Source organism: Halobacillus sp. B23F22_5, assembly GCF_043497085.1.
In the GTDB taxonomy this organism is placed as follows: domain Bacteria; phylum Bacillota; class Bacilli; order Bacillales; family Halobacillaceae; genus Thalassobacillus.
This window is the reverse complement of record NZ_JBIEKI010000003.1, coordinates 186,362-200,661: the sequence shown is the minus strand read 5'-3', so window position 1 is coordinate 200,661 and position 14,300 is coordinate 186,362. Positions and strand designations below refer to the sequence as shown.

The following is a 14,300-nucleotide window of genomic DNA, read 5'->3' as shown; positions in this document are numbered from 1 at the left end:
CAGGGGAGGAATTTTACATGTTAGCAGAGCAGCGACAAAATGACGTAATTGAACTGTGCCAGTCTTTAGTGAAAATCAAAAGTTATTCCGGAGAGGAGCATCAAGTAGCGGAAACGATTCAGATTTATGCCAAAGAAAGGGGCGTTGATGAAGTTGTTACCGATGAATATGGCAATGTCCTGCTGATTTGGAATGGCGATCGCCCGGGGCCGACGGTGTTATTCGATGGACATATCGATACAGTCCCTGTTCAGGAAGGCCAGTGGTCGGTAGGTGCATTTTCCGGAGAAGTGAAAGATGACAAGATATATGGGCGTGGTACTTCCGATATGAAGGGTGCTGTCAGTGCGATGATATCCGCCGGCTTTAATTTTGCGGAAGATACGAACCGCTCATTCCCGGGAAAAATCGTAGTCTCTTGCAGTGTTCATGAAGAGTGCTTTGAAGGAGTTGCTACCCGCATTGTCAGTGAAAAAGTGAAACCCGACTTCGTGGTTATCGGTGAAGCATCCAATTTGAATCTGAATCGCGGGCAAAGGGGACGGGCGGAAATCGTCGTGGAAACCTTCGGCAAGCCGGCGCATTCTTCCAATCCAGAAAAAGGGCTGAATGCTGTCTATCAAATGACAAAGTTAATTAACGAAATTCGAGAGCTTCCGGTCGCTAAGCATGAAGTGATGGGAGAAGGGATCTTGGAACTGACGGATATCAAGTCGTCACCTTACCCTGGGGCATCGGTTGTGCCGTCCAATTGTAAAGCTACCTTCGACCGCAGAGTGTTGGTAAATGAAACGAAAGAATCGGTGCTCGCTCCTATCGAGGACTTGATTGCGAAGCTGAAAAAGGAAGACCCGACGTTTGAAGCAAGTGTATGCTATGCCACTGGAGAAGAACGCTGCTATACCGGAGAAATCATCGGAGATGAACGGTTTTTCCCAGGCTGGTTATATGACGATCAGGAAACTTTTGTGCAAGCCTCTCGCACAGGACTGCAGTTGTTAGGGCTGGACGCTGAAATTTCTCATTATTCCTTCTGCACGAATGGTAGCCATTTTGCCGGAGAAGCAGGAATTCCTACAATCGGATTCGGTCCATCACCGGAATCGCTCGCCCATATCGATGATGAATATATCGAAATCGACCAGTTAGTAAATGCCACCGCTGGATATGCCGTGATCATGAAAGCTTTAAGTTCAGTTGAAGCCACTAAGGAGGAATCCAACTATGTATGATCTATTAATTCGTAACGGAAAAATTATCGATGGAACCGGATCACCCTGGTATTACGGAGACATAGCGATTGAAAATGGAAAAATTGCTAGAATCGGAAAGCTCGATGATGTCGAAGCAGCTGAAGTGATTGATGCCAATCATCAAATTGTCAGTCCCGGTTTTATCGATATGCATACCCATTCCGACCTTGTCATTATTGATGAAACGCTAATTGAAGCAAAAGTTAGGCAAGGGATTACCACCGATCTGTTAGGGCAGGATGGAATTGCAGCGGCACCGCTTCCGGCAAATTATGTGTCACCCTGGAGAAAGAACCTGGCTGGCTTGGATGGCACACCGCCAATCGAGTGGGACTGGGACACTGTCGAACAATATCTGGATAAAATCGAACGAAACGAACCGAGTTATAATCTGGCAACCCTTGCTCCTCACGGCAATATCCGTATGGAAGTGATGGGACTTGATAATCGCCCTGCCACGGCTGATGAAATCAAGCAGATGCAGGAGGTGCTACGCCGATCTTTGGATGAAGGTGCAGTCGGATTATCGACAGGTTTGATTTACCCACCTTGCTGCTTTGCGGAAATGGAAGAGCTTGAAGCGTTGTGCCAGGTGATTGCTGAATACGGGGTCCCGCTTGTCATCCATCAGCGCAGCGAAGGCGATGAAATTCTGGAATCGATGCAGGAACTGATTGACATGATGAAACGCTGCGGTGCCCATCTCCACTTTTCCCATTTGAAAAATTGTGGCAAAGACAACTGGCATAAGACGCCTGAAGTTTTAGCGAAAATCGATCAAGCCCGCGCGGATGGGCTGGAAGTTACCTTTGATCAGTATCCATATACCGCTGGAAGCACGATGCTGAGTGCGATTTTGCCACCATGGGCACATGACGGTGGAACAGAAGCGATGCTGGAAAAGTTAGAAACGCCTGAGCTTCGACAGCGCATTGTCAAAGAAATGGCCAGCGCTTTGAAAGGCTGGGACAGCATGTCTAAGTGGGCAGGCTGGGATGGGATCGTCATTACCTCCGTTGATTCACCGGAGAATAATTCGTTTGTCGGGAAGACGATTGAGCAGATCGGGGCGATGAAGGGGCGTCAGGATTATGCGGAACTCGCTTTGGATTTGATTTTAGAAGAGAAAAATGCCGTTGGGATGATTGATTTTGTCATGGATGAGGAGTCAGTTAAGAAGATCTTGGCCCATCCGGCAGGGACGATTGGAAGTGATGGACTGCTCGGCGGGGAACCACATCCACGTGCTTACGGGTCTTTCCCACGGATTTTAGGAAAGTATGTCAGAGAGGAAAAAGTATTGCCGTTAGAAGATATGATCCGTCGGATGACTTCACAGCCGGCAAGAATTATCGGCCTGCAGGACAGGGGAATTATCAGGGAAGGATTGGCGGCAGACATTGTCATATTTAATCCAGATAAAGTAATTGATCAGGCTACCTATGAAAATCCTCGCCAATTCAATAAAGGCATCCAGACGGTTATCGTTAATGGTCAGGTTGTGATTCACGGAGAAGAAGCTTTCCGCAAACCTGCTGGGGAAGTGTTCCGTCGTTCTTATGCCACAGCACCTTTGAATGTCAGTTCGTAAGCCAATAAAGAAAAACTTTTGAGGAGGAACTAACATGGGAGTAAATTTAACGGTAATCGGCATTGTTGTCATTTATTTAGCTATTATGGTGTTGATCGGATTTATAGCTTCTAAGAAAATCAAGAATAATGAAGACTTCCTCGTTGCCGGACGAAAAATGGGACCGTGGCTGCTGGCTGGAAGTTTAGCGGCCACCGAGGTCGGTGGAGGTTCATCGCTTGGTGTTGTGGAAATGGCCTATGGGGATTGGGGCTTCTCAGCATTCTGGTACGTAACCGCAATGGCGGTAGCCTTCATCATTTTATCCTTTATCGCTCCACATTTGCGTAAGGCTCTTGTCAAAACCGTGCCTGAATATTTTTCCAAACGCTATGGCAAGAAAAACGGGTTTGTCACGGCGATCATCATGCTGCTGCCGATGGTCGGTTTGACTGCGGTTCAGCTAATCGCATCGGCAACCATTCTTTCTGTTATGACCGGTTGGAGCTACGCGCTATCTGTAGCGGTAGTTACCGTTGTAGTAGCTGCTTACAGTGTCATGGGCGGGATGTTCAGTGTCGTTTATACCGATGTGGTTCAATGGTTTTTCATCCTTGCCGGGATGGCATTAATCATTCCGTTTGCGCTAGATTATGGCGGCGGGTTTGCCGAACTTACGGCAAATGTACCAGATGAAAAATGGAGCATGGTCGATGGGGCCGGTTTTGGAACGATACTTGCCTTGATTGTCATGTATGTCGCATCTTTTACCGTCGGGCAGGAGGCTGTACAAAGGTATTACTCCGCTAAGGATGGAAAGGCAGCTAAGCACGCTTCTTATATCACTTCAGCCGTGTATGTCATTTTTGCCTTTATTCCGGCATTTATTGGGATTCTAATGTATGGCATGGTACAAAATGGTCTCATCGATGGCAGCATTATTGCTGAACAAGGCGCAAGATATGCATTGCCTGTTATGGCAGTGGAAGTATTGCCATCCGTAGTGGTTGGTATCCTATTTGCCGCATTGATTTCCGCCACCATGTCCAGTGCTTCCAGTAACCTGTTGGCAGCAGGGTCAATCTTCACCAATGATATCTACCATCCCTACATCAAGAAAAATGCCACAGACAAAGAACTCCTAAAAATGGTACGCTGGACGATGCTGCTTGTCAGTGGTTTGAGCTACGCCATTGCCGTGTTTGATTTCGCTAACCTGATTGCACTTCTCATGTTTTCCTTCACGTTACGAGCTGGCGGTGCCTTCCTGCCTTATGTAGTCGGCCACTTCTGGGAGCGGGCAACCGCAGCGGGAAGTATGACCTCCTTGATTTTAGGAAGTCTGACCGTTGTACTGGCCGAACGTGGCATACTACCATTCTTCGGTCTCGATCCAATTTATCCAGCATTAATTGTCAGTGCGATTTCCTTCTATGTCGTTTCTCATCTTACCAGCCGCCCGGCTGAGATAGATGTTATGGAAGACTTGGATCCTAAAGCAAAAGTAGAATAATAGAAACAGTGAGCCTCTGGTTTTCAGAGGCTCATTTTTTTGAGAGTCGTAAATGTGCGAGTTCGTGCGTATACGTGCAACTTAGCTTAATAAACGTGTGAGTTTCCTCATAAAGGTGCGCCTGCGAATATTCGATATGGAAATTATTATAAACAGAAAAATCTTTATTTTCAGAAATACATTTGATATACTAGGAAAAAGTGAATTTACGTAGGTAAAGGTGCCTAACTCATTAGAGGATTTCTAATGGTTGGGCACCTTTTTGTTTTTCACGACACTTATAAATGACCAAAACAAAGAGGGTGAGTGGAATGAAGTTAACGTGTCGGCTTAGGAACGAAACGTATCAATTTAGTTCGATCGCCGATGTTCTCGCAAAAGCAAGCGAGGAGAAGTCAGGGGATGTGATGGCCGGGATCGGGGCTGCTTCCTCACTGGAGCGTATGGCTGCTAAGTATGTTTTAAGCGAGCTGCAGCTGAAGGATATTTATGGAAATCCGGTCATCCCCTATGAAAATGATGAAGTGAGCCGAATCATTTATGAGGATGTCAGCGACTTTATTTACAAGGAAATAGCTGACTGGACAGTAGGAGAGCTTCGGGAATATATCCTGGCTCATTCAACAAACGGAAATGATCTCAAGCGGTTGAGCAGAGGGCTGACAAGCGAAATGATTTCTGCAGTCGCGAAGCTGATGTCATCGATTGATCTGGTGCTCGCATCGCAGAAAATGAAGCACCAGGCCCACTGTAATACGACAATTGGTGAACCGGGAAGGCTTGCCTTCCGTTGTCAGCCGAATCATCCGGTGGATAACCCGGACGGGATTCTTGCCTCGATCAAAGAGGGATTGTCCTATGGGTCAGGCGATGCAGTCATCGGTATCAATCCAAATAACGAGTCAGTGGCTTCGGTCGCCAAGATATTGACCATGAGTCATGAATTGATTGAAAAATGGAAGATACCGACGCAGAATTGTGTGCTTGCTCACATCACGACACAAATGAAAGCGCTTCAAGAAGGGGCACCGGTTGCTTTGATGTTCCAAAGCCTGGCAGGGACGCAGACAGCTAATGAAGACTTTGGGGTTTCGCAGAAAATTTTAGACGAGGGCTACGAGCTGATGCGCCATAAAGGAACATCGGCAGGACCGAACTTCTTTTATTTTGAAACTGGCCAAGGGTCAGAAGTGTCGCTCGATGCCCATTCTGGTGTAGATATGCAGACACTTGAGGCAAGGACTTATGGATATGCGAAACATTGGAAGCCGTTCATGGTCAATAATGTGTCCGGTTTTATCGGTCCTGAAACGCTGTTTGACGGGAAGCAGATGATCCGCTGTGACCTGGAAGATTTGTTCATGGGTAAACTCCATAACCTGCCGATGGGAATCGCACCAACTTATACGAACCACATGCAGTGTGATCAGAATGACCAGGAAATTGCCGGGATGTTGACCACTGTTGCCGGTGCCAATTTTTACATGGGAGTGCCTGGCGGTGATGATGTCATGTTGAGCTACCAGGATACCAGTTATCACGATGATGCCAGTTTGCGGGAAATGCTTGGTCTCAGACCTCTGGCAGAGTTCGAAAAGTGGCTGGAGAAAATGGGAATCATGGAAGACGGCCGGCTTACGGAAAATGCTGGTGACTTGTCCATTTTTGATTAAATAAATTTTACGGGAAAGGAGAGTGATCTGATGGATATTGAAAGTATTGTAAAAGAAGTCATGAAAGAGATGGAAGGGAACACTGAGGAAAAAACTGCTGATCAAACAGCCGAAAAAGAATTTGTTTATCATTTTGAAAAAAAAGTCACCGTAGACGAGCCGAAAAACAAAGATTCTATCGCACATGCTCAGCAAGGTACGCCCGCTCGAATAGGAATCGGCCGATCCGGCACGAGGATGAAGACGAAGAACTATCTTGATTTCAGGGTGGACCATGCGGCAGCACAGGATGCCGTATTCAAAGACGTCGCGGACTCTGTCCTCGAAGCTATGAACCTGCCAATTCTTCGTTCCAAAGCACAATCGATGCAGGAATATCTGATGAACTTAGATGTCGGACGCAAACTTGATGATGCTTCTGCCAAGTGGCTGAAGGAAAATGCGCCAAAGGGTAAACAGGTGCAGATCATTGTATCTGACGGACTAAGCTCAACTGGGGTCGAAGATACGATTCCTGATTTGCTGCCAGCGCTTGTCCAGGGGCTGGAAGGCAAAGGAATATCCATGGGAAAACCTGTATTCATCCGAAAAAGCCGGGTATGGATTCAGGATGAAGTCGCCTCGTTGGTTGATTGCGATATCGTCGTATCGTTGATTGGTGAACGGCCAGGGCTTGCTACCTCAAAAAGTATTAGTGCTTATTTGATTTATCGTCCAAACGAAAATAGTGTCGAAGCGGATCGAACTGTCTTCTCCAATATTCATGAAGGGGGTGTTCCTCCGATTGAAGCAGGTGCTTATCTATCTGAGGTGATTGAAGGGATGCTTCATCATCAAGCAAGCGGGGTCAAGTATTCTCAATTAAAGAATAATTGATAAATTGACAAAATTTGCTGAATATTGACAAAACTATCACCCCCGATTATAATGACTAGTAGTTTCGTAACATGACTATAGGAAAAAAGATAGGCGGGGTGATAAGGTCTGATGTTAGCAACTACATCTATCGAGTCTATTTGTCAACAGCATACGAATTTATCCAATGATGATATAGAAAAGATCGTAGAAGTCAGTCAAACGATTCAGCTGACCGCAGACTTGTCTAAAGCCAACATTTTCATCGATTGTCTTATGGCAGATGGAAAACAGGCAATCGTAGTTGCGGAGGCTGCACCGACTACTGCTAAACCGATATATGAGAACCAGGTAGCGGGCATGAAAGCATATGAAGCATTTGAACCTGCTGTCCTTTATTGCCTTCGCACAGGTAACCCGATGACATCGAATCGGGCGATTACACAGGAAAGAAAGAAAGTCGAGCAAAGTGTCGTTCCGATCCACGGTTCGGAAGGAGATATCATTGCTGCGTTGATCATGGAGAAAGATATCAGTGATCAACTGAAAAAACAGGAAGAATTGAAAGCGCTGTCAAAAACTGCCGAATCTTTAAGCGGCGTGCTGGTGGGTGTATCTGATAATCAGCCTATCATTCCGGAGCTGATTGAGGAAGCATTATTTTTCGTCGAACCGGATGGTAATCTGCTTTATACCAACCCGGCGGCGATCAATTTGATTCATGGGCTGACCGGGGAAGAATGCAGATGTGGAGAAAACATCATTCACTATCTGCCATTTTTAGAGGATGTCATTACAGAATCCGATGAACTGCTGGTAAGAGAGATGGCGATCTCCGATAAGATCTTTAAGGTCAAAAAAATTCATTTACCGCAAAACGAAAAGTATAACGGCATGTTCGTCATTTTAAGGGATCTGACCGAACTGCGAGAAAAGGAAAAGGAGCTGGTCATGAAGTCAGTTGCAATCCAGGAAATCCATCATCGCGTCAAAAATAACCTTCAAACGGTGGCAAGCTTGCTTCGTCTTCAGATGCGAAGAGGGATTCCAGAAGAAAGCAAGGTTTATTTCCTGGAAAGTTTGAACCGCATCTTAAGCATTGCTTCTGTCTATGAAGTCATTTTATCGAACAGCAGCATCGATGAAGTCGATATCTATGAGCTTATCGAAAAAATCGGCAACATGCTGGTGTATACCGAAGGACAGGCTGGTGCCAACATTCAAATCCATTTTGACGGAGAGCCATTGACCATCGAGTCGAAACGGGCCGTATCGATTGCATTGATTATTAATGAACTGATTCAAAATTGCATTAATCATGCATTCAAAGGAAGAGATACCGGCAAGGTGCAGGTCACTTTCAAGCAGGAAGAAGCGTTCATTCATATTAAGGTGATAGATGATGGCGTCGGCTATGTACCACATAGTAAGTCATCGTTAGGTCTGGATATTGTCAATATGATGGTCGAGCACGATCTGGCAGGCACATTTAAGATTCGAAAAGTCGATCAAGGATCAGAGGCTGCTATAACATTTCCTTTAAAAGGAAGAGGGTAATCTATGAATAAAAGAATTGTTCTAGTAGAAGATGAGTCTATTGTTCGTATGGATATCTCTATGATTCTGGAAGATGCCGGCTATGAGGTAGTCGGGGAAGCAGGTGATGGGGAAAGGGCGATTGAAGTTGTTCACGAAAAACAGCCGGACCTCATCATCATGGACATCAAAATGCCGAAGCTTAACGGTTTGAAAGCTAGTAAAATCATTTCGCAAAAATTCAATATCCCGATTCTTTTGCTGACTGCATATAGTCAACAGGATTTTATCGATAAAGCAAAAGAAGCCAACATTGTCGGTTATATCGTAAAACCGGTATCCGATGACAGGCTGATCCCGGCAGTGGAAATCGCTTTACACCAGGGCGATGTATCCGAGCAATACCGGGAGAAAGTAAAGGAAGCGAATCATCGGCTGGAAGAGCGGAAAGTCGTTGAAAAGGCTAAAGGAATTTTAATGGATCGTTTCGGATACAGCGAAGAAGTTTCTTATAAAAAGATGAGAAAGACCAGCATGAACAAACAGGTTCCCCTTGAAAGGGTTGCTAAGCATATTGTGAAGAAGTATTCGACGAAACAACTGCAAGCTACAAGTGAATAATTCTGGCGAAGGTGCTGGCTGATTGGAGAATTTTTTGCAATTCCCCATTCTCTGGCACCTTTTTGTCTTTTTAGGTTGTTGTTTTAAGAGTTTAGGTTTCCATTCCCCATTAGGGAGATTTTGCGGGGCAGGGAAACAGCAAAATCCAAAAAATGAAAGTGAGGAACTTATATGGTCTTGGTTGGAAATATTGTAATTTATATCATCATGGCCTGTGCGGTTGCCGGTGCGATTGCATCTATTAAAAATAGTGAAGAAGGACTCGGCGGCCAATTCATGGAAGGGATCCATACTGTCGGTCACATTTTCGTTCCTGCTGCGGGTGTCATGGCGTCTATTCCGTACTTATCCGCGTTCATTGATAAGGTATTCGGGCCGTTATTTGAGAAGATCGGTGCCGACCCGGCAATCGCTGCAACGACGATACTGGCCTCTGATATGGGAGGTTACCAGTTAGCGGAAGCCCTACAGGAATCCTATGAAGGCTGGATCATGGCGTTAATTGTCGGGTTCATGGCAGGTGCGACCATTGTTTTCTCGATTCCGATGGGACTCGCGATGCTGGATAAGCGGGATCATAAGTATATGGCGCTTGGCGTCATGTCGGGGATCTTAACGATTCCGATTGGGGTCTTTATCGCCAGTGTCCTGATAACGCTCACCAATACGAAAGTAAGGGACATTATTTCTACGAATACAGAATCTACGTATGAATTTGCGATCAGTTACTTGAAGATTTTTTCTAACTTGACGCCTTTGATTGTGTTTGTTGTGTTGCTGGCCTTAGGCTTATACTTCCTCCCAGACATGATGATTAAAGGATTCATGTGGTTTGGAAGAATGATGGACGCCGGCATCAAGCTGGTACTGGTATTTTCCATCGTCGAAATTTTCACCGGACTTTTCACCAATGTGTTCGGCGGGTGGGGATTCGACCCGATCATGGCCGATGGTGAAGACCAGTTCCGGGCACTTGAAACCGCGGGTTACATTGGTATCATGCTCGCAGGTGCTTTCCCGATGGTCTATTTACTGCAAAAATATTTCTCCCGTCCACTGGAAGCAATGGGTCGGAAACTTGGCCTTAGTGCGGTCGGCAGTGCCGGGCTGGTTGCAACAATCGCCAATATTCTTGCGATGTTCAAGCTGGTTCGTTCGATGCCGCCGAAAGACAAAGTCATCAATATCGCTTTCGGTGTCTGTGCCGCATTCTTATTGGGCGATCACTTATCCTTTACGGCGAACTTTCAGCCGACATTGATACTTCCAATTATCGTCGGAAAATTCACTGCCGGTTTGACTGCCATCGGTTTCGCTTATTGGCTTTCTGTTCCGAAAGCGCGTGAATTGGAACGAATCGATCGTGAGTCTGGAGTCATTGAAAAAGATGAATATAAAGAAGAGGAAAAATTCGAGGACGACGTTGTGGCAGCATCGGAGGCTAAATAATGAGTGAAGAAAAGAAACGGTTCATCCAGGAGTTTGTGCCAGGTAAGCAGATTACGTTAAGCCACCTTATTGCCAACCCTGATGTGGATATGTTCGAGAAGTTAGGTATCGAAGAAACAGGTGCACTTGGCATTCTCACTTGTACTCCAAGTGAAACGGTCATCATCGCAGGCGATTATGCAACGAAAGCTGCCCATGTCAGCATCGGTTTCCTGGATCGATTCACCGGGAGCCTTGTACTGATGGGGAGTGTAGCAGAAGTGGATATGGCGATGCGTGAAGTCAACCGGTTTTTAGCAGAAATGCTCGGATACACCCCTTCTGAAATCACGAAATCTTAACAGGAAGGGAGGATCAGGTTATGGCAAAGAAAAACCGGGCGATGATGGTAGGCTCCATTGGTGCCGGAAAATCGACGCTTACGAAAGCATTGCTCGGCCGTACGAACAATGCAGTAAAGACTCAGTCGCTGATTTATGACGACTGGATTGTCGATACCCCCGGTGAATATACCGAAAATCCTATGTATTATAAAAACATCATGGCAACGTCGCTTGAAGTAACTCATGTGCTATTTATTCAGGATGCGACGAAGAAAAAGACCATTTTTCCACCGGGATTCAGTACTGGAATCAATAAATTGCCGATCGGGGTTGTGACGAAGGCAGATGTGGAATCAGCCGACATCCCAAAAGCGGTCGACAAACTGAAACGGGTAATACCAAAGGGGCCGATTGTGATTACGTCTGCAGAAGAAGGAAGGGGCCTGGAGATCGTAAGGCAACTCGTCCAATATAACAGCTTGAAAGAGATGCGGGAGTATGTCGACAAACAACTGGATGATCATGTCATTTTTAATGAAAGCCTTTACAAATAATCATTTATCCGCTACCATTTTGAATAGATAGAATTTTTAAAAAAGAATAGAAGTAGGCAAAGGCGCCTTATACAGCTATCCAGCCGGATAGTTCGTATGAGGTGCCTTTTTATTTTTGAAAGGAGGCGGGTGCATATGGATCACAACAAAAAAGAAGATATATTGAGTGCCGGCATCGATATCGGCACAAGCACCACAAAACTAGTGATCAGCAGATTTTCACTAATGAATACTGCTGGCGGCACCCATATGCCTCGCATCGAAATCATTGATAAAGAAGTCATTCATAAAAGCCCGATATTCCGTACACCGCTCGCATCGGGCAATGAAATCGATATGCCGGAAGTAGAAAAGCTAGTGCTTTCTCAATATGAGGAAGCAGGCGTGCAATCATCCGATATCAAAACGGGGGCTGTCATTATTACCGGAGAAACGGCTACAAAATCAAACGCGGAAGAAATGATCAACCATTTATCCGCCCATGCCGGTGACTTTCTCGTTGCAACGGCCGGGCCAGATTTAGAAAGCATCATTGCTGCCCGCGGATCAGGCGCTTATGAATATTCCAAAAAGACGAACAAAACGATTGCCAATATAGACATTGGAGGCGGGACGGCGAACATCGCAGTTTACCGTTACGGAGAGCTGCTTGGAACCTGCACCCTTCACGTCGGCGGCAAACTGGTTGAAATGAAGGCAGGGATGATCGATTATATTGCTCCTTCCATTAAAAAGGTGGCGAAACAGCTGGGTGTATCTGTTCAGGAAGGTGACCGTTTTGAAGAAGCGTCTGTTAAACCACTGACGGATTATATGGCAGAGACGATTGCCGCCATGTTGAAAAATCAGCTGGATGAGTCGGAGCCTTTATTGTTAGGACACGAACCGAGCTGGGAGCACCCGATCGATGTTGTGATGTTCTCCGGCGGCGTTTCAGAATGTATCTATCATGAAGCCAACTGCGCAGCGACAGATATGTATGACGATATCGGAGTTTTGTTAGCGAAATCCCTGACCGAAAATCCTGACTTAGCCATCTGGGAATGGATCGAACCCACGGAAACCGTCCGGGCTACGGTGTTAGGGGCAGGGACGCAAACAACAGAAATCAGCGGAGCTACGATTCAGGTAGATGAGGATACCCTTCCGCTCCGGAATCTCCCAGTCTACCGGATTCCTTTTGGCGGGGGATTCGATGAACAGCTGGCACGGCTGCCGCAGCTGATAGAAGAAGCGGTTGAAATCTATGATCCTGCGAAAGAGGGGCAGAACTTTGCGCTCTATTTAGCAGATCTTCCCCTGCTGGGATTCAAGCAAATGCAAAGCCTGGCAGATGCTCTAGTCACAGCGGTACAGAAGAAAACGAAACAGCAGCCGGCCGTTATCGTATTGGAACGGGACCTGGCCAAGTCGCTCGGACAGGCCATCCGGATCCAATATCCTGACCAGCAGGCGGTCTGTATCGACCAAATCTATGTTGAGCATGGCGACTATCTCGATATCGGAAAGGTACTGCAATCAGGCGTTGTACCGGTTGTCATTAAAACGTTGACGTTTCATTAACAGAAAGGAGGCAGTCTGGTGAAACTATCCACTACCCATTTAGGACATACTTATCAATTCCAATCCCTTAAAAGTCTCCTGGCAAAAGCGAATGAAGAAAAGTCAGGGGACAGGCTGGCAGGAATTGCAGCCGAAAGTGTCCAGGAGCGGATCGCCGCTAAGGAGATCCTTTCTGATTTGACGCTTAAAGATATCCGTGACCATCCGCTCCTCCCGCCGGAAGAGGATGAAGTATCCCGGATCATCGAATCACAAGTAAATGAAAAAATCTATGATGCTATCAAACACTGGTCGGTGGCCGAATTACGAGAATATATCCTTGCTAACGAAACGACTGGGGAGGATCTGAAGCGGATCAGCCGGGGACTGAACAGTGAAATGATAGCTGCTGTCGCAAAAATCATGTCCAATCTGGATTTGATTTTTGCAGCAAATAAGCTGGAAGTTTTAACGAAATGCAACATCACCATCGGCCAAAAAGGCACGTTGTCATCAAGGCTACAGCCTAACCATCCCACTGATAGCGTAGAAGGGATGATCGCTTCCCTGAAAGAAGGCCTCTCCTATGGCATCGGCGATGCGGTCATCGGCATCAACCCGGTCGAGGAGTCGGTAGAAAGTGTGAAGCGGATGCTCCACGCCACCCACGATTTTATTGAGGAATGGAAGGTACCGACCCAAAACTGCGTACTGGCACACGTGACCGCCCAGATGAAGGCGATCGAACAGGGAGCTCCTGCCGATATGATTTTCCAGAGTATCGCCGGGACAGAAACAGCCAACCGCTCCTTTGGGATCGATGCCAAAATTCTGGAAGAAGCGAATGAACTGGCAAAAACACAGGGGACCGGAACAGGCCCGCAGCGGCTGTATTTTGAAACCGGGCAAGGTTCGGAGTTATCAGCGGAAGCTCACCACGACATCGACCAGATGACACTGGAATCAAGGAACTATGGATTTGCCCGCTACTACGATCCGTTCATCGTCAACACGGTCGTAGGCTTCATCGGACCTGAATATTTGTATAACAACAAACAAGTCCTTCGTGCCGGTCTTGAAGATCATTTTATGGGAAAGATGCACCTGATTCCGATGGGCGTCGACATCTGCTATACCAACCATACGAAAGCGGACCAGAATGATATGGAAGACCTGGGCGTGCTGCTCACGACAGCTGGTGTCAACTTTATCATCGCAACCCCGATGGGGGATGACTGTATGCTGAATTACCAGTCGATGAGTTACCACGATGTCGCAACCTTACGCCAAACATTCAATAAACGGCCTTCCCCGCAATTTGAAAAGTGGCTGGAGGAGATGGGGATTTTAGAAAACGGCATGCTTACCAGCCGGGCAGGCGATCCAACACTTTTTACCCGATAGGAGGTGG

The 14,300-nt window shown here is 46.4% G+C and carries 12 protein-coding genes; all 12 read left to right on the top strand.

The annotated features are described in order from the left end of the window. Window positions 1–17 precede the first annotated feature (17 nt). Window positions 18–1,232: a YgeY family selenium metabolism-linked hydrolase gene (locus ACGTN9_RS06370; protein WP_499591515.1), complete on the top strand. Its 1,215-nt coding sequence runs from the start codon at window positions 18–20 to the stop codon at window positions 1,230–1,232. Beyond that, on the top strand, window positions 1,225–2,844 hold the full coding sequence (locus ACGTN9_RS06365) for an N-acyl-D-amino-acid deacylase family protein (protein ID WP_499591514.1): 1,620 nt from the start codon (window positions 1,225–1,227) through the stop codon (window positions 2,842–2,844). Before ACGTN9_RS06370 ends, ACGTN9_RS06365 begins: the two co-directional genes overlap by 8 nt. A 34-nt stretch (window positions 2,845–2,878) precedes the next feature. Continuing rightward, window positions 2,879–4,336, top strand: a complete 1,458-nt coding sequence (locus tag ACGTN9_RS06360) for a sodium:solute symporter family protein (RefSeq protein ID WP_499591513.1) — start codon at window positions 2,879–2,881, stop codon at window positions 4,334–4,336. Between the two features lie 311 nt (window positions 4,337–4,647). Then, on the top strand, window positions 4,648–6,009 hold the full coding sequence (locus ACGTN9_RS06355) for an ethanolamine ammonia-lyase subunit EutB (protein ID WP_499591512.1): 1,362 nt from the start codon (window positions 4,648–4,650) through the stop codon (window positions 6,007–6,009). 30 nt (window positions 6,010–6,039) lie between these two features. Next, window positions 6,040–6,885: an ethanolamine ammonia-lyase subunit EutC gene (gene eutC, locus ACGTN9_RS06350; RefSeq protein WP_499591511.1), complete on the top strand. Its 846-nt coding sequence runs from the start codon at window positions 6,040–6,042 to the stop codon at window positions 6,883–6,885. Between the two features lie 111 nt (window positions 6,886–6,996). After that, a complete protein-coding gene (locus ACGTN9_RS06345) occupies window positions 6,997–8,421 on the top strand; it encodes a GAF domain-containing sensor histidine kinase (protein ID WP_499591510.1) in 1,425 nt (474 codons plus the stop codon). Between the two features lie 3 nt (window positions 8,422–8,424). Next, a complete protein-coding gene (locus ACGTN9_RS06340; RefSeq protein WP_499591509.1) occupies window positions 8,425–9,021 on the top strand; it encodes an ANTAR domain-containing response regulator in 597 nt (198 codons plus the stop codon). Between the two features lie 171 nt (window positions 9,022–9,192). Beyond that, on the top strand, window positions 9,193–10,470 hold the full coding sequence (gene eutH, locus ACGTN9_RS06335; protein ID WP_499591508.1) for an ethanolamine utilization protein EutH: 1,278 nt from the start codon (window positions 9,193–9,195) through the stop codon (window positions 10,468–10,470). Next, on the top strand, window positions 10,470–10,811 hold the full coding sequence (eutS, locus tag ACGTN9_RS06330; RefSeq protein ID WP_028783841.1) for an ethanolamine utilization microcompartment protein EutS: 342 nt from the start codon (window positions 10,470–10,472) through the stop codon (window positions 10,809–10,811). The genes eutH and eutS overlap by 1 nt, the downstream gene beginning before the upstream one ends. A 20-nt stretch (window positions 10,812–10,831) precedes the next feature. Beyond that, window positions 10,832–11,347, top strand: a complete 516-nt coding sequence (locus tag ACGTN9_RS06325) for a EutP/PduV family microcompartment system protein (protein ID WP_499591507.1) — start codon at window positions 10,832–10,834, stop codon at window positions 11,345–11,347. Between the two features lie 135 nt (window positions 11,348–11,482). Continuing rightward, on the top strand, window positions 11,483–12,910 hold the full coding sequence (locus ACGTN9_RS06320; RefSeq protein ID WP_499591506.1) for an ethanolamine ammonia-lyase reactivating factor EutA: 1,428 nt from the start codon (window positions 11,483–11,485) through the stop codon (window positions 12,908–12,910). Between the two features lie 18 nt (window positions 12,911–12,928). Beyond that, window positions 12,929–14,293: an ethanolamine ammonia-lyase subunit EutB gene (locus ACGTN9_RS06315; RefSeq protein WP_499591505.1), complete on the top strand. Its 1,365-nt coding sequence runs from the start codon at window positions 12,929–12,931 to the stop codon at window positions 14,291–14,293. Window positions 14,294–14,300 lie beyond the last annotated feature (7 nt).

Bases quoted from the DNA above. Each gene is read 5' to 3' on its own strand.
- eutH (WP_499591508.1), top strand. From the start codon at position 9,193: ATGGTCTTGGTTGGAAATATTGTAATTTATATCATCATGGCCTGTGCG.
- eutC (WP_499591511.1), top strand. From the start codon at position 6,040: ATGGATATTGAAAGTATTGTAAAAGAAGTCATGAAAGAGATGGAAGGG.
- eutS (WP_028783841.1), top strand. From the start codon at position 10,470: ATGAGTGAAGAAAAGAAACGGTTCATCCAGGAGTTTGTGCCAGGTAAG.
- ACGTN9_RS06355 (WP_499591512.1), top strand. From the start codon at position 4,648: ATGAAGTTAACGTGTCGGCTTAGGAACGAAACGTATCAATTTAGTTCG.
- ACGTN9_RS06360 (WP_499591513.1), top strand. From the start codon at position 2,879: ATGGGAGTAAATTTAACGGTAATCGGCATTGTTGTCATTTATTTAGCT.
- ACGTN9_RS06325 (WP_499591507.1), top strand. From the start codon at position 10,832: ATGGCAAAGAAAAACCGGGCGATGATGGTAGGCTCCATTGGTGCCGGA.
- ACGTN9_RS06370 (WP_499591515.1), top strand. From the start codon at position 18: ATGTTAGCAGAGCAGCGACAAAATGACGTAATTGAACTGTGCCAGTCT.
- ACGTN9_RS06365 (WP_499591514.1), top strand. From the start codon at position 1,225: ATGTATGATCTATTAATTCGTAACGGAAAAATTATCGATGGAACCGGA.
- ACGTN9_RS06340 (WP_499591509.1), top strand. From the start codon at position 8,425: ATGAATAAAAGAATTGTTCTAGTAGAAGATGAGTCTATTGTTCGTATG.
- ACGTN9_RS06320 (WP_499591506.1), top strand. From the start codon at position 11,483: ATGGATCACAACAAAAAAGAAGATATATTGAGTGCCGGCATCGATATC.
- ACGTN9_RS06345 (WP_499591510.1), top strand. From the start codon at position 6,997: ATGTTAGCAACTACATCTATCGAGTCTATTTGTCAACAGCATACGAAT.